The 16,265-nt window shown below is 59.0% G+C and carries 17 protein-coding genes, 1 tRNA gene and 1 pseudogene; 5 read left to right on the plus strand and 14 right to left on the minus strand.

Translation table 11 applies throughout. The features are described 5' to 3' along the window. On the plus strand, window positions 1-234 hold a 234-nt coding region (locus tag B9Z45_RS16990; RefSeq protein ID WP_108405381.1), incomplete at its 5' end, for a hypothetical protein. Between the two features lie 114 nt (window positions 235-348). Here B9Z45_RS16990 and B9Z45_RS01005 read toward each other — a convergent pair. From B9Z45_RS01005 to ureA, 8 genes are all read right to left on the minus strand, one after another. After that, window positions 349-436 (minus strand) — tRNA-Ser (locus tag B9Z45_RS01005). A gap of 21 nt (window positions 437-457) precedes the next feature. Next, window positions 458-1,156, minus strand: a complete 699-nt coding sequence (ureG, locus tag B9Z45_RS01010; RefSeq protein WP_108405382.1) for an urease accessory protein UreG — start codon at window positions 1,154-1,156, stop codon at window positions 458-460. Then, window positions 1,153-1,842 carry an urease accessory protein UreF gene (locus B9Z45_RS01015; protein ID WP_108405383.1) on the minus strand — a complete coding sequence of 230 codons (690 nt, stop codon included), beginning with the start codon at window positions 1,840-1,842 and terminating at the stop codon, window positions 1,153-1,155. The genes ureG and B9Z45_RS01015 overlap by 4 nt, the downstream gene beginning before the upstream one ends. Further along, on the minus strand, window positions 1,832-2,461 hold the full coding sequence (gene ureE, locus B9Z45_RS01020) for an urease accessory protein UreE (protein WP_108405384.1): 630 nt from the start codon (window positions 2,459-2,461) through the stop codon (window positions 1,832-1,834). Before ureE ends, B9Z45_RS01015 begins: the two co-directional genes overlap by 11 nt. Further along, on the minus strand, window positions 2,461-4,179 hold the full coding sequence (gene ureC, locus B9Z45_RS01025) for an urease subunit alpha (protein WP_108405385.1): 1,719 nt from the start codon (window positions 4,177-4,179) through the stop codon (window positions 2,461-2,463). Before ureC ends, ureE begins: the two co-directional genes overlap by 1 nt. Window position 4,180: 1 nt before the next feature. Next, on the minus strand, window positions 4,181-4,510 hold the full coding sequence (locus B9Z45_RS01030; RefSeq protein ID WP_108405508.1) for an urease subunit beta: 330 nt from the start codon (window positions 4,508-4,510) through the stop codon (window positions 4,181-4,183). A gap of 8 nt (window positions 4,511-4,518) precedes the next feature. Next, window positions 4,519-4,698 (minus strand): hypothetical protein, encoded by a 180-nt coding sequence (locus B9Z45_RS01035; RefSeq protein WP_146180854.1) that lies wholly within the window; start codon window positions 4,696-4,698, stop codon window positions 4,519-4,521. 18 nt (window positions 4,699-4,716) lie between these two features. Next, window positions 4,717-5,019, minus strand: a complete 303-nt coding sequence (gene ureA, locus B9Z45_RS01040) for an urease subunit gamma (RefSeq protein WP_108405387.1) — start codon at window positions 5,017-5,019, stop codon at window positions 4,717-4,719. Window positions 5,020-5,241: 222 nt separating this feature from the next. On the opposite strand from ureA, the pseudogene B9Z45_RS01045 reads away from it, so the two are divergent. Continuing rightward, window positions 5,242-5,568, plus strand: a pseudogene (locus B9Z45_RS01045) (transporter substrate-binding protein); the annotation flags it as partial. Window positions 5,569-5,591: 23 nt separating this feature from the next. Beyond that, window positions 5,592-7,289: an ATP-binding protein gene (locus tag B9Z45_RS01050; protein ID WP_108405388.1), complete on the plus strand. Its 1,698-nt coding sequence runs from the start codon at window positions 5,592-5,594 to the stop codon at window positions 7,287-7,289. 49 nt (window positions 7,290-7,338) lie between these two features. Here B9Z45_RS01050 and B9Z45_RS01055 read toward each other — a convergent pair whose 3' ends face one another. The 6 genes from B9Z45_RS01055 to B9Z45_RS01080 all read right to left on the minus strand — a co-directional run bounded on the left by B9Z45_RS01055 (window position 7,339) and on the right by B9Z45_RS01080 (window position 15,123). Further along, complete coding sequence (locus tag B9Z45_RS01055; protein ID WP_108405389.1) at window positions 7,339-8,169, minus strand: urease accessory protein UreD; 831 nt, start codon at window positions 8,167-8,169, stop codon at window positions 7,339-7,341. A 22-nt stretch (window positions 8,170-8,191) separates the two neighbouring features. Beyond that, window positions 8,192-8,959 (minus strand): ABC transporter permease, encoded by a 768-nt coding sequence (locus tag B9Z45_RS01060; RefSeq protein ID WP_108405390.1) that lies wholly within the window; start codon window positions 8,957-8,959, stop codon window positions 8,192-8,194. 13 nt (window positions 8,960-8,972) lie between these two features. Then, complete coding sequence (locus B9Z45_RS01065) at window positions 8,973-9,791, minus strand: ABC transporter ATP-binding protein (protein ID WP_108405391.1); 819 nt, start codon at window positions 9,789-9,791, stop codon at window positions 8,973-8,975. A 158-nt stretch (window positions 9,792-9,949) separates the two neighbouring features. Then, the gene (locus tag B9Z45_RS01070; RefSeq protein WP_108405509.1) at window positions 9,950-10,984 is read right to left on the minus strand and encodes an ABC transporter substrate-binding protein; all 1,035 of its coding nucleotides are present in this window, start codon (window positions 10,982-10,984) and stop codon (window positions 9,950-9,952) included. Between the two features lie 192 nt (window positions 10,985-11,176). Then, a complete protein-coding gene (locus tag B9Z45_RS01075; RefSeq protein WP_108405510.1) occupies window positions 11,177-13,474 on the minus strand; it encodes an NADP-dependent malic enzyme in 2,298 nt (765 codons plus the stop codon). A gap of 161 nt (window positions 13,475-13,635) precedes the next feature. Further along, on the minus strand, window positions 13,636-15,123 hold the full coding sequence (locus B9Z45_RS01080) for a nucleobase:cation symporter-2 family protein (RefSeq protein ID WP_108405392.1): 1,488 nt from the start codon (window positions 15,121-15,123) through the stop codon (window positions 13,636-13,638). Between the two features lie 64 nt (window positions 15,124-15,187). Here B9Z45_RS01080 and B9Z45_RS17515 point away from each other — a divergent pair, with 64 nt between their 5' ends. Together B9Z45_RS17515 and B9Z45_RS01085 are read left to right on the plus strand one after the other, a co-directional pair. Then, window positions 15,188-15,316, plus strand: a complete 129-nt coding sequence (locus tag B9Z45_RS17515; protein ID WP_255561974.1) for a hypothetical protein — start codon at window positions 15,188-15,190, stop codon at window positions 15,314-15,316. Between the two features lie 49 nt (window positions 15,317-15,365). Beyond that, entirely contained in the window at window positions 15,366-16,259 is an 894-nt protein-coding gene (locus tag B9Z45_RS01085) for a DUF2892 domain-containing protein (RefSeq protein ID WP_158270352.1), read from the plus strand. Window positions 16,260-16,265: the final 6 nt, after the last annotated feature.

The following is a 16,265-nucleotide window of genomic DNA, read 5'->3' on the forward strand; positions in this document are numbered from 1 at the left end:
ATGGGCTTACAAGTGGGCCAAGGCGAACAAAAAACGAAGGGAATATCAGAATGCGAAAGGAAAATCAAAAAAATCAAAACCATGCGGGGCGAAATTGCGCTCGCGAATGGGGTATTTCAGCAGCCTGCTAGGGGAAATGGTTTTTTTTACATCACTTTTGCCAAGAGTTCAGTAGGCTGGATGCATTCCAAGCCGAGAAATGAAAGGCAAGGAAAAACGATGGCACCTGAATAAAGTAATTCTCGGAATATCCCCAGTTACGGAGGTATGAAATACAGGTGTGAAAAGCAAAAAACCCTAAAATCGTAAGTCATTGATTTGACTCATTATTTTAGGGTTTTTGAGGTCTGGCGGAAGCGGTGAGATTCGAACTCACGGACCCTTACGAGTCGCCGGTTTTCAAGACCGGTGCAATCGACCACTCTGCCACGCTTCCTTGCGGCCAGATTGTAACGATTTAAAGCCGCGTTTTGCCTGGCGTGCAGACCAAAAGCGGCTCAAGCTTGGGCCAGCATGCCCTTTTTTCGATAAAGGCCACCACTTCGCTCAGGCCATCCAGCGTTTTGAGGTTGGTCATGACCCAGGGGCGTGTTTCGCGGTTGGGGCGCATGCGGTCGGTGTCTGCCCGCATCACCTCCAACGATGCGCCCACGTGGGGTGCCAGGTCGGTCTTGTTGATGACGAACAAATCGCTCTTGGTGATGCCGGGGCCGCCTTTGCGGGGAATTTTTTCGCCTGCGGCCACATCGATCACGTAGATCGTCAGGTCGCTCAACTCCGGGCTGAAGGTGGCGGCCAAGTTGTCGCCGCCGCTTTCGATGAAGACCACATCGGCATCGGGAAATTTCTCCAGCATGCGGTCAATGGCTTCGAGGTTGATGGATGCGTCTTCGCGTATGGCCGTGTGCGGGCAGCCCCCTGTTTCCACGCCCATGATGCGGTTGGCGGGAAGGGCGCCGCTCTCGGTGAGCAGGCGCTGGTCTTCCTTGGTGTAAATGTCATTTGTGATGGCGATCAGGTCCCAGCGCTCGCGCATGTCTTTGCACAGCATTTCGAGCAAGGTGGTTTTGCCGGAGCCAACCGGCCCGCCAATGCCCACACGCAGTGGGGGCAGCTTTTTGGTGCGGTTGGCAATGTGGTGCAGGGCAGTGTTCATGATCTGAAAATTCGGGAGTATTGTGTTTCGTGTCTGGCCGACAAGATGGCCAGCATGGGGCTGAAGGCTTGGCGGTCTTCATCGCTCAAAAGCAGGGCTGTTTGCACAGCCACAGGAATTTCGCGCGCCAGTCGGGCCAGCATGCGTTGTCCTGCGCTTTGGCCCAAGGGCACGGCCTTGAGGGCGGCCTGTGTCATGTTTTCTGCCCAGCCAAAGGCATGGGCTTGCAGGGCTTGGTCGATGGGCGCTGGTGCCAAAGACAAAGCCAGTGCCATGGCCAAAGGGTAGGTGGTCGGCAGTTGCGCGCAGCAGACCAGTTGGGCCTCAGAGGCTTGTTGCAGGTTGCGCAACCAGTCGAGCAAAGAGCGGCCCATCTGTTCGGTTTGCAAGCGCATCTCGGCTGTTTCGCGGGTGGCCATGACCCAGTCGTTCAGGGCTTTGAGTCGCAGCGTATCGCCGCTTTGCCATGCCGGGATGGCCTGGGCCAAGACGGCCATGTCACCGCGCGACTGCGTCAGGTGCAGTTGGTCTATCACCCAGTGTGTGGCGCTGGCTTCGTCGTGCACCAGGCCGTGTTCTATCGCGGCTTCAAGGCCCTCGGAATAAGAAAACCCCCCGATGGGCAGTGCAGGCGATGCAAGCCAGATCAGTTGCAGCAGACCCGAGGGCGCGGTCTCAGTGCTCATGCTTGCAATCGGGGCCGTGCACATGCGGCTCGGCATGGGCCGCGCGGATCGGGATGGCCACGCGTTTCGGCGCTGCCTGTGGCGCAGGGGCATGGGAGCCGTGTGTGTGGCTGTGGTCGCTGTCTTGAGCGTGGCTATGCCCATGCCCATGTGAGGATCCGCCGTGCTCGCCATAGGCGCCGTTTTCAGGTTCGAAAGCCTCTGACACGGGCACGACGGTCATGTGCATCGCTCGCAACATGTCGGCCAGCACATGGTCGGGTTCGATCTTCAGGTGATCGGCTTGCAGCTCAATGGGCACATGGCGGTTGCCCAGGTGGTAGGCCGCGCGGGTCAGGTCGAACGGTGAGCCGTGCTGTTCGCAGGCGGTGATGCGCAGCACATCTTGCGGCGCAGCCTCGACCCGGATCAGCGAGCCGTCTTCGGCCACCAGCACATCGCCACCACGCACCACTGTGCCGCGCGGCAAGAACACGCCGATGCTGCGGCCCGAGCTGTCGACAGCGTCAAAGCGGCTTTTTTGACGGGTGTCCCAATCCAGCGTGACCGTGGCGGCGCGTTGTACAAGAACTTTGGCCAGTCCTTGGCCCTGGGGCATGCGTTTGGAGCAGGTGATCATCAAAACAAAAAGTAACGTTGGGTCATGGGCAAACTGGTGGCGGGTTCGCACACCAGCAATTGGCCGTCGGCGCGCACCGCGTAGGTTTGTGCATCGACTTCCATGCGGGGTGCGTAATCATTGTGAACCATGTCGCGTTTGCCCACTTTGCGAATGTTTTTGACAGCCGACAAGGTCTTGGCCAGCCCATAGCGTGCGCCAATGCCCGCCTGTAAACCGGCTTGCGACACAAACGTCAGCGAGTTGCGCGTGAGCGCACCGCCAAAGCTGCCAAACATGGGGCGATAGTGCACAGGCTGTGGTGTGGGGATCGAGGCGTTCGGGTCACCCATGGCTGCCAGCGCAATGAAGCCGCCTTTCATGATGATGGCTGGTTTCACGCCAAAGAAGGCGGGTTTCCAGATCACCAGATCGGCCCATTTGCCCACTTCGATGCTGCCCACCTCGTGGCTCATGCCGTGCGCAACCGCTGGGTTGATCGTGTACTTGGCGATGTAGCGCTTGACGCGGGCGTTGTCGTGGCGATCGGTGTCGCCCGGCAAACTGCCGCGTTGCTGCTTCATCTTGTGCGCCGTCTGCCAGGTGCGGATGATGACTTCGCCCACCCGCCCCATGGCTTGGCTGTCGCTGCTCATCATGCTGATGGCACCAAGGTCTTGCAGGATGTCTTCGGCTGCAATGGTTTCCTTGCAAATGCGGCTTTCGGCAAAGGCCAGGTCTTCGGCAATCGATGGGTCCAGGTGATGGCAGACCATCAGCATGTCCACATGCTCGTCGAGCGTGTTGATGGTGTAGGGGCGTGTGGGGTTGGTCGAAGAGGGCAGCACATTCGCCTCTCCCACGACTTTCAAAATATCGGGCGCATGACCACCACCTGCGCCTTCGGTGTGAAAGGTGTGAATGGTGCGGCCCTTGAAGGCCGCCACCGTGTCTTCCACAAAGCCCGATTCGTTGAGCGTGTCGGTGTGAATGGCCACCTGCGTGTCGGTCTCTTCTGCCACCGTCAGGCAGTTGTCGATGGCTGCGGGCGTGGTGCCCCAGTCTTCGTGCAGCTTCAGGCCAATCGCGCCGGCGTTGATTTGTTCGTGCAACGCCGCAGGCAATGTGGCGTTGCCCTTGCCCAGAAAACCCAGGTTCATCGAAAAGGCGTCGGCCGCTTGCATCATGCGTTCGATGTTGAAAGGGCCCGGCGTGCAGGTGGTAGCAAAGGTGCCGGTGGCAGGCCCCGTGCCGCCGCCGAGCATGGTGGTCACGCCGCTGGCCAGTGCTTCGTCGATTTGCTGGGGTGCGATGAAGTGGATGTGGCTGTCGATGCCGCCTGCAGTGACGATCAGGCCTTCGCAGCTGATGATCTCGGTGCCAGGCCCGATGACGATGTCAACGCCAGGTTGTGTGTCGGGGTTGCCCGCTTTGCCAATGGCTGCGATGCGGTTGCCCTTGAGGCCGATGTCGGCCTTGACAATGCCCCAGTGGTCGATGATGAGCGCATTGGTCAGCACGCAGTCCATCGCGCCTTGCGCGTTCGTGCGCTGCGACTGCGACATGCCGTCGCGGATCGTCTTGCCTCCGCCGAACTTGACTTCTTCACCGTAACTGCCGGCTTGCAGTGTGCAGTCTTTTTCGACCTCGATCACCAGACAGGTGTCGGCCAAGCGAACGCGGTCGCCCACGGTGGGGCCGAACATTTCGGCATAAGCGCGTTTATCGATGTGGGCCATGTCAGGACTCTTTCTGCGCGTTGTCTGCCAGTGGGCCGTTGGTCAGCCCCCGAAAGCCGAACACCACACGATCGCCTGCGTAGTCCACCAGCTCGACCGTGCGTTGCTGGCCAGGTTCAAACCTGACCGCGGTGCCCGAGGTGATGTTCAGGCGCATGCCTTGGGCTTTGCTGCGGTCAAAGCGCAAGCCCGCGTTGGTTTCTGCAAAGTGGTAGTGCGAGCCCACCTGAATGGGGCGGTCGCTGGTGTTTTGAACCACCAAGGTGCACGTGCGGCGGCCCACATTCAGTGCGTGGGTGCCAGGGTCAATTAAAAACTCTCCGGGTGTCATGACCATCCTTATTTGCGGCGGCCAATGGCCCAGGCTGCGATGGCCAGCACGATGACCACCACGAAGCCGCTGACATCTGTGGCGTGCCAGTGGCTGCCCAGCAGGCCGTGCCCGTCATGCGCCCAGAGCGGTGCATGCAGGCTGGACAACATCAAGGCGCTGAAGGCCGTTTTGCGATGGTTTTTCACGGGGAACTCCTTGGCCATTCAAACAATGGGTTGGTGCACGGTCACCAACTTGGTGCCGTCGGGGAAAGTCGCTTCCACCTGAATGTCGGGGATCATTTCAGAGATGCCGTCCATCACATCGGCGCGTGTCAACACAGTGCGGCCTTCGCTCATGAGTTGGGCCACGGTCTTGCCATCCCGTGCGCCTTCCATGATGGCAGCGCTGATCAGGGCAATGGCCTCGGGGTAGTTGAGCTTGAGGCCGCGTGCTTTGCGCCGCTCGGCCAAAAGGCCTGCCGTGAAGATCAGCAGCTTGTCTTTTTCGCGGGGAGTGAGTTCCATTTTGGTGCGTTCTGAAAGAGTTGGTGCATGCAATGCATTGAATTAAGCAAAGAGCGTGCCCTTAATAGGGGAGGGTCGAATTTCCAAGGAAGTCGCACGCCATTTTGGGGTGAATCAGGGTTCCCCCTTGGGTTGGCACGTTGATTGCAGGAAGGGTTGCAGCGTTGCAAGCGCATCGCCTTTTTGTTGAACAACTTAATTCCTGAATGGAGTGACCTCATGATGAACCGTCGTGGCAACCTCAAAGCCCTCGCGTCTGCTGCAGCCATCTCTGCTGGCAGTCTGACTTTTGCAATTCAGGCCCAAGCGCAAGAGGGCAACACCATCAAGGTGGGTGTGCTGCACAGTTTGTCGGGCACCATGGCCATTTCTGAAACCGTGTTGAAAGACACCGTGCTCATGGCCATCGACGAGATCAATGCCAAAGGTGGCGTGCTGGGCAAAAAGCTCGAGCCCGTGATTGTTGACCCCGCATCCAACTGGCCTTTGTTTGCCGAAAAAACCAAACAGTTGCTCGGCCAGGACAAAGTTTCCGTGATTTTTGGTTGCTAGACTTTTAGCCAGAGGGCAGCTTGGTCAGCTACACGCTGCTGCTGGATCTGGCCACACTGCCCGAAAAACCGCTGGGTATTTATGTGCCCAAAATGTCGTTGTCTGGCAACGTTTATGTGAACGGCCAACTGTTTGGGGCCTGTGAACGTGGGCAACTGAAAGAAGTACGTTGTCTGCACCGACCCTACTTGTTCACGACACCCACCACTTTCTGGAAGCTTGGGCAAAACGAGATCCGGTTTGAGATATTCGCCAACGGTCGCCAGAACAACGGCTTGTCCTCCGTCACGGTGGGAGTTATCCATGCGCTGGAAAGCAGGTTTTACCAGTGGCGTTACTGGCTGCAAGTGGACCTGGTCACTGGGCTGACCTGGTTATCGGGCTTGCTGGGCGTGATGGCTTTGGTGGTGGCGGTGGCATTGCGAAAGGGTTCTGTGCACCTGTGGTTTGGCCTGACCAGCATGGCCAATGCTTTCGCGAACAGCGGCGTTTTCATGAGCCGGCCGCCCATCGATTCGGAGTGGTTCAGCTGGATTGTGTTTGCCAGCCGGTTTGCATCGGGGCACTTGTTGATCTTGATGTTCGCCTCCTTTTTTGACAAGCTCACCCCTCGGATTCAGTGGGGTGTGCTGGCTTACACCGTGTTGTCCGTGGCCCTGATTGGTTTGTCAGGCAACAACCGCTTGTGGGTGACGGTGCTTTACATCCCGCTGTTGCTGACCATCATTTGCATGCCTGCGCTTTTGTTTTACTGGACCTGGAAGACGCGCCAGGTCAAGCACATCTTTGCCAGCATCATGATGAGCTTGATCACGGTGGCCAGCAGCTTTGACTGGTTAAGGTTCACGGGCGACTCTTCTTTTGTCGGCATGTATTTCATTCCTTATTCTTACAGCGGCGTGTTGTTCATGTTTGGCGGCATGTTGTTGGTGTTGTTGGCTTTCGCCTTGATTCGGTCGCAAAACCAGAGTGCTGAGCTGGAGTTGCGGGTGGCAGAGCGCACGGATGAACTCAATGCGCTGCACGACCGTTTGCTCAATACAGAAATAGACCGCTCAAGAACGCAAGAGCGTCAACACATGCTGCAAGACATGCACGATGGTTTTGGCTCGCAGTTGGTCATTGCCAAAATGATGGTCGAGCAAAATCAGATGTCACAAGAGAGTTTGGGGCGCTTGCTGGAAGAGAGCATTGGTGACCTTTATCTGCTGGTGGACACACTGGGCAACAGCGACAATTACCTGCCGAATGCGCTGGTTGATTTCCGGTTTAGAACGCAGCAAAGGCTGGCGGGCACTCCCCTCAAATTGCACTGGAATCTGGAAGTTGAGCATGCGCCAGAAGTTTCTCCGGAGGTTGTTTTGCAAATTCTACGACTGGTGCAAGAAGCCTTGAACAACGCCCTCAAGCACGCCAAGGCCACCAACATTCACCTTGAGTTCACCTATGACCAAGTGGGCGGGCTGTTGACAGTTTCGGTGGCAGACGATGGCGTCGGCATCGACAGCACGGTCAGCATCGTTGGCATCGTCGGCATCGTCGGCATCGTCGGCATCGTCGGCATCGTCGGGCAGCCCGTTCGGGGGCGTGGTCAAAAAAACATGATGGCACGCGCGCGTGCCGTGGGTGGCAGGCTCAGCGTGTCCAACAGCCATCTTTCTTTGTCCAGCAGCCAACCTGGCACCCTGGTTCAGTTGCTGGTGCCGCTGCCCCATTGAGCGTGTGCGCAGCGATGGGCCAGTGCGGTTTGGGCACCTGATTAACCCATCAGAGGTTCCAGAGCCGGGGCAAGGTGCCAGGCAATCCCCACATGGCTTCGCGCCAAGCGGCCCATACCTGGCGCAGCAGCTGCATCGCAGGCTCTGTGACTGGTGACAGCACGCGCACCACGATCACTTGCGGGTGTGGTGATGTGGCGCCGGCTTGCAAGCGCAGGGGCGAGGCTTCCAGCAAATCACGGGCGCAGGCCAGGGCGCGTTCGCTGCGCTCGGGCGACAGGGCGCTGCCTGCTGCAAAGACCAGCGTGGCCATGCAGCGCTGACCCGCCAAGCCCAGCGGGCTGTCCATCAAGCGGGTGTCGGTGGCGTTGACCGTGCCGCGCTCCAGCCACGCGCCTGAAACCGCCATGTGCTGGCGGAACGTGCCTTGCACGAACGGCAGATCGGCAGCGGGCAGCCCCAGAGCCGTGATGTCCCAGCTCATCATCTCGGCCCCGGGGGCCAGGTCAAACACGGCGCGGTTGAGGGCGTCGCACTGGTTGTAGGCAATCGCTTCCAACGGCAACCATTCCAGCCGGGCGCCTGCTTCAACCCGCGCATGCACTTGCTGCGTGGCCAGGCCAGCATCTGATCGGTAAAAGCGGGTGGCGCCGGGCGTGGTCACCAGGCCATGGGCACCAGCGCCCACGGTGACTTGAATGTCCAGGGTGTCGCCGCCCACCAGGCCGCTGGGCGGGTGCACCACCACGTTGTGGCAGACCGCATCGCCTTCGGGGTAGAGGCTTTGCAAAATGCGCAGCGGGCCCTGGTGCAGATAGCGGGCCACGCTGCGCTCGGCTTCGAGCGTGTAGTCCAGCTTGAGGCTGGCGTGCCAGGTCATGCGTTGCCGCGTTGTTTGCGCTTCACTCGCCTTGCGTGCTGCGGTGTGCCCAGCCGGTGGTGTGCTTTTCAATGGCGCTGAACAGCTCGTACATGATCATGGCCATGGCCCCAACCACCACCAGGCCCGAAAACGCCAGGCCCATTTGCATGGCCGAGCCAGCAGAGATCAGCAGGTAGCCGATGCCTTCGTTGGAGGCGGTCATCTCGGACACCGTGGTGCCCACAAAGGCCAGGGTGATCGCCACTTTGAGCGAGCCATAAAAGTAAGGCATGGAGCGGGGCAGGCCGACTTTGATCAGCACATCCCAGCGTTTGGCACCCAGTACGCGCAGCACGTCTTCCAGCTCGGGCTCGAGTGTGGCCAGACCGGTGGCGATGTTGACCATGATCGGAAAAAAGCTGATGAGAAAAGCCGTGAGGATGGCGGGGCCGATGCCGATGCCAAACCACACCACCAAAATCGGCACGAAGGCGGCTTTGGGCAGCGCGTTGAAGGCGGTCATCAGCGGGTACACGGCGGCATAGGCCAGGCGCGAGCTGCCGATCACAAAACCCAGCAACACCCCCACCACGATGGCGATGCCAAAGCCCACCATGGTGACCCAGTAGGTGCGCCAGGCATGGCCGGCGATCACATCGCGGTATTCGATGGTTTGCTGCGCGATTCGCCAAGGGCTGGGAAAGATGAATTCCGAGACATTGAAGGCGCGGCACAGGCCTTCCCAGATCAGGATGCTCAGCACCAGCAAGATCCAGGGGGACCAACTTTCAAGGGATTTTTTGTTCATGAGGGTCTCCCGTTTATGGGTTGATGACTGCACCGGTCTTGCGAATGGCACCGATGTGGCCGCGCAGCTCGTGCACGATGTTGGTGAACTCGGGGGTGTAGGTGATCTCCAGATCGCGCGGGCGTGGCAGGTCGATCTCTTTTTTCACCACAAAGCGGCCGGGGCTCTTGCTCATCACATACACCGTGTCGGCCAGAAACACCGATTCGCGCAGGTCGTGCGTGACCAGGATGACGTTGAACTTTTGCTCGGTCCAGAGGTCGCGCAAGATGCACCAGAGTTCTTCGCGCGTGAAGGCATCGAGCGCGCCAAAGGGCTCGTCGAGCAGCAGCATTTTGGGTTCGTGGATCAAGGCGCGGCAAATGCTGGCGCGTTGCTGCATGCCGCCCGACAGTTGCCAGGGGAACTTGTCTTCATACCCGGCCAGGCCCACGGTGCTCAGCAGTTTGCGGGCGCGCTCAGCGTACTCGGCCTTTTTTTGCTTGAAATTGGAGCGGTAGGGCTCGACGATTTCGAGGGGCAACAAGACGTTGTCAAGTGTGGTGCGCCAAGGCAACAGCGAGGATGCCTGAAACGCCATGCCGCTGATCTTGAGCGGGCCGGTGACGGGTTGGCCATCGACCAGGATGCGGCCTTTGCTGGGCATTTTCAGGCCGGTGGTCAACTTCATGAAGGTCGACTTGCCGCAGCCCGAAGGCCCGACGATGGCGATGAATTCGCCTTGCTTGACCTGCAGGTTGATGTCTTCCACTGCAAAGTGGTTTTCCGCCAGCAACTCCTCGTTGTAGGCGAGCCAGACATTCTGAAAATCAACGAATGCGTCTTGGGACATGGTGTGAACTTTGAAATGGTGTTCGAAAGTGTATACAGCTTGCGCTTTGCAAAAGCCCACTGGCGCAGGCTGCGTTGGAGTGGGCTGTTGGCAGGCCCGCAAGGGCCTTGGTTAGACAGGATGACCAACGCTCAGTGCGGGCTGGTCACCTGGTGGCTTTACTTCTTGGGCTTGGGCAGGATGTCCAGCTCTTTGGCCGAAGGCAGGAACGAGCCGTTCCAGATGTCTTCGGACTTGACGCGGGTCTTGGTGTTGAAGGCATCGGACACTTGCGAGGCCATCAGTGTCATGCGGGGGCCGCTGATCTGGCCAAAGCCTTCGGCACGGGCCGATGGGCTGTTGATCACGGTGTCGATGGCCAGTTGCAGTCGGCGTGTTTCGAGTGCGGTGTTGATGATGCCGTCACGGGCCTTGACCGATTCAATGGCTTTGGCTGGGTTGGCGATCACGTCTTTGGCACCCTTGGTGAAGGCGCTCAGGAACGCTTTCACGGCAGCAGGGTTTTCTTTCAGGATTTTGGGCGAGGCGATGATCGCGTTGCCATAGAGCTTGACGCCAAAGTCAGGGTATTGCATGACCACCACGTCTTCGGCTTTCACGCCACGGGCTTCGATGTTGAGCAGCGAGGTGAAGGTGAAGCCGGTGATGGCATCGACATCGCCGCGCACCAGCATGGTTTCACGCAGCGGTGGGTCCATTGCGGTCCATGCCACGTTGCCGATGTCGTTGGCTTTCTGAAAAATCGGAAAGGCGCGGCGACCGGCGTCAAACACGGGTGCGCCCAGCTTTTTGCCTGCCAGGTCTGCGGGGGTCTTGATGCCGGATTTCTTGAGCGCCATGACCGAAGCCGGCGTGTTGTTGTAGACCATCATGATGGCCACAGGCTTGTTGGGTGCGTCGGGGTTGTTGGCGTGGAATTCCATCAGGGCAGCCAGATCGGCGAAGCCCAGGTCGTAGGTGCCAGAAGCCACACGCGTGACTGCGCCACCTGAGCCGTTGCCGGAGTCCACCGTCACATCCAGCTTGGCGTCCTTGAAGTAGCCCTTTGCACCCGGCACAAGGAAGAAAGCAGCAGGGCCTTCAAAACGCCAATCCATCTGAAATTTGATGGGGGTGGTTTGGGCTTGGGCTGTGCCAAATGCGGCAACAGCGGCCAACACGGCGGTGGCCTTGAGTAAAAAACGCTTGTTCATGGTGGGCTCCAGGGTCAGATAAACGGTCAATCTTGTCAAGCAAAATCGGTGCCATTATCCAGCATGCTTTGGAGCGCCGGTGTCAGGTACATCCCCTAGAAACGCCCGTTTCGAGTGCCTCAATCGACAGTCGAATGCACCAAAATGGTGTGTTTGGGGCGGCCGCCCCACAGAGGGCGGCGCCAAGACACTTTAATGGTGGGCTTGCGCAACCGCCAGGGCGGTCATGTTCAGCACCCGGCGCACCGTGGCCGCAGGGGTCAGGATGTGCGCGGTGCGGGCTGCACCCATCAGGATGGGGCCCACCGTCACACCGCCACTGGTGGTGGTTTTCATGACGTTGTAGAGAATGTTGGCCGCGTCCAGGTTCGGGCACACCAGCAAGTTGGCCGCGCCAGTGAGCGAGCTGTCTTCCAGGTAAGCGCTGCGGATGTCGGGTTGCAAAGCCGCATCGCCATGCAGCTCTCCATCGCATTCGATGTCGGGGTGCTGCGCCACAAACAGGTCACGCGCCAGGCGCATCTTGCGGGCCGATGCGCGCTTGGACGAGCCGTAGCTCGAATGCGAGAGGAAGGCCACTTTGGGCACGATGCCAAAGCGCTTCACTTCTTGCGCCGCCATGTAAGCGATCTCGGCCAGCTGCTCGGCGCTGGGCTCTTCGTTGACGTAGGTGTCGGTGATGAAGAGCGGCCCCTGGTTGCTCATGATGGCATTCACAGCGGCGTAATTGGCCACGCCAGTGCGCTTGCCCAAAATGCTGTCGATGCGTTCCAGGTGCGTCATGTAAGTGCCTGCCAGGCCGCAGATCATGGCGTCGGCATCGCCCAGCGAGACCATGAGTGAACCAATGATGGTGTTGGAGCGGCGCACGGCCGCTTTGGCTACAGCCGGTGTGGCGCCATCGCGTTTCATGAGCTGGTGGTAGTGCTCCCAGTACTGGCGAAAGCGGGCGTCTTCCTCGGGGTTGACGTTGTCCACATCCACCCCCAGGCGCATGCGCAGACCGGCTTTTTCGATGCGCGCGGCAATCACGTTGGGGCGGCCGATCAGGATCGGGTGGGCCAGTTTTTCATCGATGGCCATCTGGGCCGCACGCAGCGCGCGCTCGTCTTCGCCGTCGGCATAGGCTACGCGCTTGGCGTTTTGGGGAACGGCTTTGGCGGCATTGAAGATGGGGCGCATCAGCAGACCGGTCTGCGTGACAAAGCTTTGCAGCTGCTGGCGGTAGGCGTCCATGTCGGTGATGGGCCGCGTGGCCACACCCGAATCGGCAGCGGCCTGGGCCACAGCGGGCGCGATGCGCAAAATCAGGCGCGAGTCAAAAGGCGTGGGGATCAGGTAGTCCCGGCCAAACGACAACTCTTTGCCCGCATAAGCGCTGGCCACTTCTTCGCTGATGTCGGCCTTGGCCAGATCGGCAATCTGGCGCACGCAAGCCAGCTTCATGGCCTCGGTGATCTTTGTCGCACCGCAGTCCAGGGCGCCCCGAAAGATGTAGGGGAAGCAAAGCACGTTGTTGACCTGGTTCGGGTAGTCCGAGCGGCCTGTGGCAATGATGCAGTCCGGGCGGGCGGCCTTGGCCAGTTCGGGCCGGATTTCGGGTTCGGGGTTGGCCAGGGCCAGGATGACCGGGTCGCGGGCCATGGTTTTGAGCATGTCCACCGTCATCACGCCGGGGGCCGAGCAGCCCAGGAACACATCGGCGCCGTTGACCGCATCGGCCAGGCTGCGGGCCTCGGTCTTTTGGGCGTAGCGGGCTTTGGATTCGTCGTAACCGCCGGGGCGGCCTTCGTAGATCACGCCCTTGGAGTCGCAGACAAAGATGTTGCTGGTCTTCACGCCCAGACCCACCATCACGTCGAGGCAGGCAATGGCCGCAGCGCCGGCGCCCGACACGGCCAGCTTGATGCTGCCGATGTCTTTGCCCACCAGCTCCAGGCCGTTGAGCATGGCCGCAGATGCGATGATGGCGGTGCCATGCTGGTCGTCATGAAAGACCGGGATGTTCATGCGCTCGCGCAGCTTCTTTTCGATGTAAAAGCACTCGGGCGCCTTGATGTCTTCGAGGTTGATGCCGCCCAAAGTCGGCTCCATGGCGGCAATGATCTCGACCAGCTTGTCCGGGTCGCGCTCGGCCAGCTCGATGTCAAACACATCGATGCCCGCAAACTTCTTGAACAGGCAGCCCTTGCCCTCCATGACGGGCTTGGCCGCCAAGGGGCCAATGTCGCCCAGACCCAGCACGGCCGTGCCGTTGGTGATCACGGCCACCAGGTTGCCGCGCGAGGTGAATTCGTGTGCTTTGGACGGATCGGCGGCGATGTCCAAGCAGGGATAAGCCACACCTGGCGAGTAGGCCAGCGACAGATCGCGCTGGTTGGACAGGGGCTTGGTCGGGTTGACCGAAACCTTGCCGCGTGTGGGAAAGCGGTGGTAGTCACGGGCAGCGTCGCGCAAGGCTTGTTCTGCGGGGGAGATGTTGTCGCTCATGGCTGTTGTCTCAATCAAGGAAAAAACATAAAAGTTGACAAAGCGTAACCCATTTGTCTGCCGGTTCAAGCTGTGGATTACGTGCATAAAAAGCAAAAAGCCAAGCACTTGGCTTGGCTTTTTCAGTCAAGGCCTGCGCCCCGATGTCGTTGGGGCAAAACTCAATGCGCTTCGGCCTGCTTGGCAGCTTCGATCGCGTCGCGGTTGTCACCGTTGGCACCGTTGAAGAACAGGTTCAGAGTCACCGCAGTGATGGAGGCCAGCAAAATGCCGGACTCGATCAGCGGGTGCAGGCCGTGTGGCATCCACTGCTTGAAGTTGGGTGCGATCAGCGGGATCATGCCAATGCCAATCGAGACCGCGACGACGATGGCGTTGGAGCGGTTGTTCTTGAAGTCCACATTGCCCAGAATGCGAATGCCGGTGGTCGCCACCATGCCAAACATCACCAGACCCGCACCACCCAGCACCACGGTGGGCAGCGATTCGATCAAGGCGGCCATCTTGGGCAACAAGCCCAGCGCGACCAGAATCAGGCCACCCGCCACGCACACAAATCGGCTCTTGACGCCAGTGACGGCCACCAAGCCCACGTTTTGCGAAAAGCTGGTGTAGGGGAAGGTGTTGAAAATGCCGCCAATCAGCGTGCCCAGGCCATCGGTGCGCAAACCGCGTGTCAGGGCCGCTTGGTCGACTTTCTTTTCGGTCATGTCGCCCAGTGCCAAAAACATGCCGGTGGATTCAATCATCACCACGATCATGACCAGGGTCATGGTCAAAATCAGCACTGGCTCGAAAATGGGCATGCCAAAGTGGAAAGGCATGACCACATCAAACCAGGCGGCTTTGCCCACTTTGTCGAAGTTCATCAGGCCCATGGCCGTGGCCACCACGCCACCGATCACGATGCCCAAAAGCACGGAAATGTTGGCCACAAAGCCCTTGGCAAAGCGCGCAATCACCAAGATCGACACCAGCACCAGCGCGGCAATGCCGACGCCTGTCAGTTCGGCGTATTTGGGGTTGGGCATTTTGGGCAAGAGCGCCAGGTCTTTGGGCATGGCGGGCAAGATGGAGCCCGGTGCGTTAGCGGCTGCGGCCGCGGCATCGAGCCATTGCTTGTGCTCAGGCGTGACGATGTTGTGCGCGGTGGGGCCAAACGGGTTGCCAAAAATCCAGTTGATGCCGATGCGCATCAGGCTGATGCCGATCACGGCAATGATGGTGCCGGTGACCACGGGCGGGAAAAAGCGCAGCATGCGGCTGACCAGCGGGGCGATCAGGATCGAGATGATGCCCGCCCCGATGATGGAGCCAAAGATCAGCTGCGCCCCCAATTCGCCCGGGTTGGCGTTGGCCATGGCCACCATGGGCGCCACGGAGGCAAAGGTCACGCCCATCATCACGGGCAGGCGAATGCCGAACCACTGGGTGGCGCCCAGCGACTGGATCAAGGTAACCAGGCCGCAGCAAAACAGGTCGGCCGAAATCAGGTAAGCCACGTCTTGCGGGCTCAGCTTGAGGGCGCGGCCGACGATCAGGGGCACGGCCACAGCGCCGGCATACATCACCAGCACATGTTGCAGGCCCAAAGCGGCGAGCTTGCCCGTGGGCAGTTTCTCGTCCACGGGGTGAATGGTTGAACTCATGGAGGACTCTCCTAGGTGATAAACGGTTGAGGAAACGCCAAAGAAACTAGATGTGTGCTTCTTTGTGTTCCAAACTGTATACAAAAAATACGAGACCAACCTCGGTAATTACCCCAGTGCTCTCAAACACGCCATGGGTGCACCCAAAGTGATCAAGATCAAATTCAGCAATGGCATGGGGGCCGATACTTGAACTGGTAGCCGTCGAAAACCTTTCGAGGTACCCAACACAAAGCTTTGTAATGAAAAATATTCATCTGATTGACCGTTGGTCGCGAATGGCATTGGCCATCGTGTTGGCCCAATGGGCGTACTTCTGGTTGGCCGGATCAGGGCAATGGGCCGCTTATGCGGGTGCAGTGATTCTGGGTGGAACAGCTTGGGTTCAGGTTTGTCCGGTTTACCGTTTATTCGGGGTGAGCACCGCAAGCCTTTCAGCATATGAGATGGGCACAGCATGGAAAGTTTTGGGGTGGGCGGCTTTGCTGGCGTTGTGTGTGGGTGGCAGCTACGGCAGCATGTTTTTCAGTCGAAAACTCTTTTTGGAAGAGTTCAATGCGATGAACCATTTTTACAAGCAAACCTTGTTCTTGACAGGCAAAGATGAGCGGGAAAAAGCCAATGCCGAATATGACCACTTGATGCCCGCATGGTTAGCCTTCCAGTCAAAGTACAAAAAATATCGCCCATACGCATTGCGCAAAGACACCAATTTGAGTGCGAATCTCGTTTCAGTGCAGGCCATTTTGTCCAGCGTTGAGCCAGGGGTTCGCAGCGGAGATCTGCATCAAGCGCATTTGGATCTGGAAAAGGTGCGTCCCGTGTTCCAGGAGATGCTCAAGCGCAATGGGTTTTCAATGTTGTCAGTAGCTTTGGTCGATTTTCACGACAGCATGGAGTTGGTGCTCGATGCTGCGCAAGCGCAGGCGGTTCAAAAAATCGTCCTGCTTTACCCTGCTGTCAGCGAGAAGCTCCAACAAGTTGAAGAACAAGCCAACGATGCCGAAATTCAGGCCATTCGCCAGCATCTGGATGCATTGATGGCGATGGCGCAAGCCAAACAGCGCGATGGCTTGTCAGACCAGGCCGACAAGCTGAAAAGCAGCTTTGTGAAGGTGTACCTTCAAAGGGGCTGACGCCCG

Source organism: Limnohabitans sp. 2KL-17, assembly GCF_003063415.1.
GTDB lineage: Bacteria > Pseudomonadota > Gammaproteobacteria > Burkholderiales > Burkholderiaceae_C > Limnohabitans_A.

What these genes read in the sequence shown, in the direction of transcription:
- ureG (WP_108405382.1), bottom strand. Translation starts at nt 1,156, where the DNA reads ATGAACACTGCCCTGCACCACATTGCCAACCGCACCAAAAAGCTGCCC.
- B9Z45_RS01015 (WP_108405383.1), bottom strand. Translation starts at nt 1,842, where the DNA reads ATGAGCACTGAGACCGCGCCCTCGGGTCTGCTGCAACTGATCTGGCTT.
- ureE (WP_108405384.1), bottom strand. Translation starts at nt 2,461, where the DNA reads ATGATCACCTGCTCCAAACGCATGCCCCAGGGCCAAGGACTGGCCAAA.
- ureC (WP_108405385.1), bottom strand. Translation starts at nt 4,179, where the DNA reads ATGGCCCACATCGATAAACGCGCTTATGCCGAAATGTTCGGCCCCACC.
- B9Z45_RS01030 (WP_108405508.1), bottom strand. Translation starts at nt 4,510, where the DNA reads ATGACACCCGGAGAGTTTTTAATTGACCCTGGCACCCACGCACTGAAT.
- ureA (WP_108405387.1), bottom strand. Translation starts at nt 5,019, where the DNA reads ATGGAACTCACTCCCCGCGAAAAAGACAAGCTGCTGATCTTCACGGCA.
- B9Z45_RS01055 (WP_108405389.1), bottom strand. Translation starts at nt 8,169, where the DNA reads ATGACCTGGCACGCCAGCCTCAAGCTGGACTACACGCTCGAAGCCGAG.
- B9Z45_RS01060 (WP_108405390.1), bottom strand. Translation starts at nt 8,959, where the DNA reads ATGAACAAAAAATCCCTTGAAAGTTGGTCCCCCTGGATCTTGCTGGTG.
- B9Z45_RS01065 (WP_108405391.1), bottom strand. Translation starts at nt 9,791, where the DNA reads ATGTCCCAAGACGCATTCGTTGATTTTCAGAATGTCTGGCTCGCCTAC.
- B9Z45_RS01070 (WP_108405509.1), bottom strand. Translation starts at nt 10,984, where the DNA reads ATGAACAAGCGTTTTTTACTCAAGGCCACCGCCGTGTTGGCCGCTGTT.
- B9Z45_RS01075 (WP_108405510.1), bottom strand. Translation starts at nt 13,474, where the DNA reads ATGAGCGACAACATCTCCCCCGCAGAACAAGCCTTGCGCGACGCTGCC.
- B9Z45_RS01080 (WP_108405392.1), bottom strand. Translation starts at nt 15,123, where the DNA reads ATGAGTTCAACCATTCACCCCGTGGACGAGAAACTGCCCACGGGCAAG.
- B9Z45_RS01085 (WP_158270352.1), top strand. Translation starts at nt 15,366, where the DNA reads ATGAAAAATATTCATCTGATTGACCGTTGGTCGCGAATGGCATTGGCC.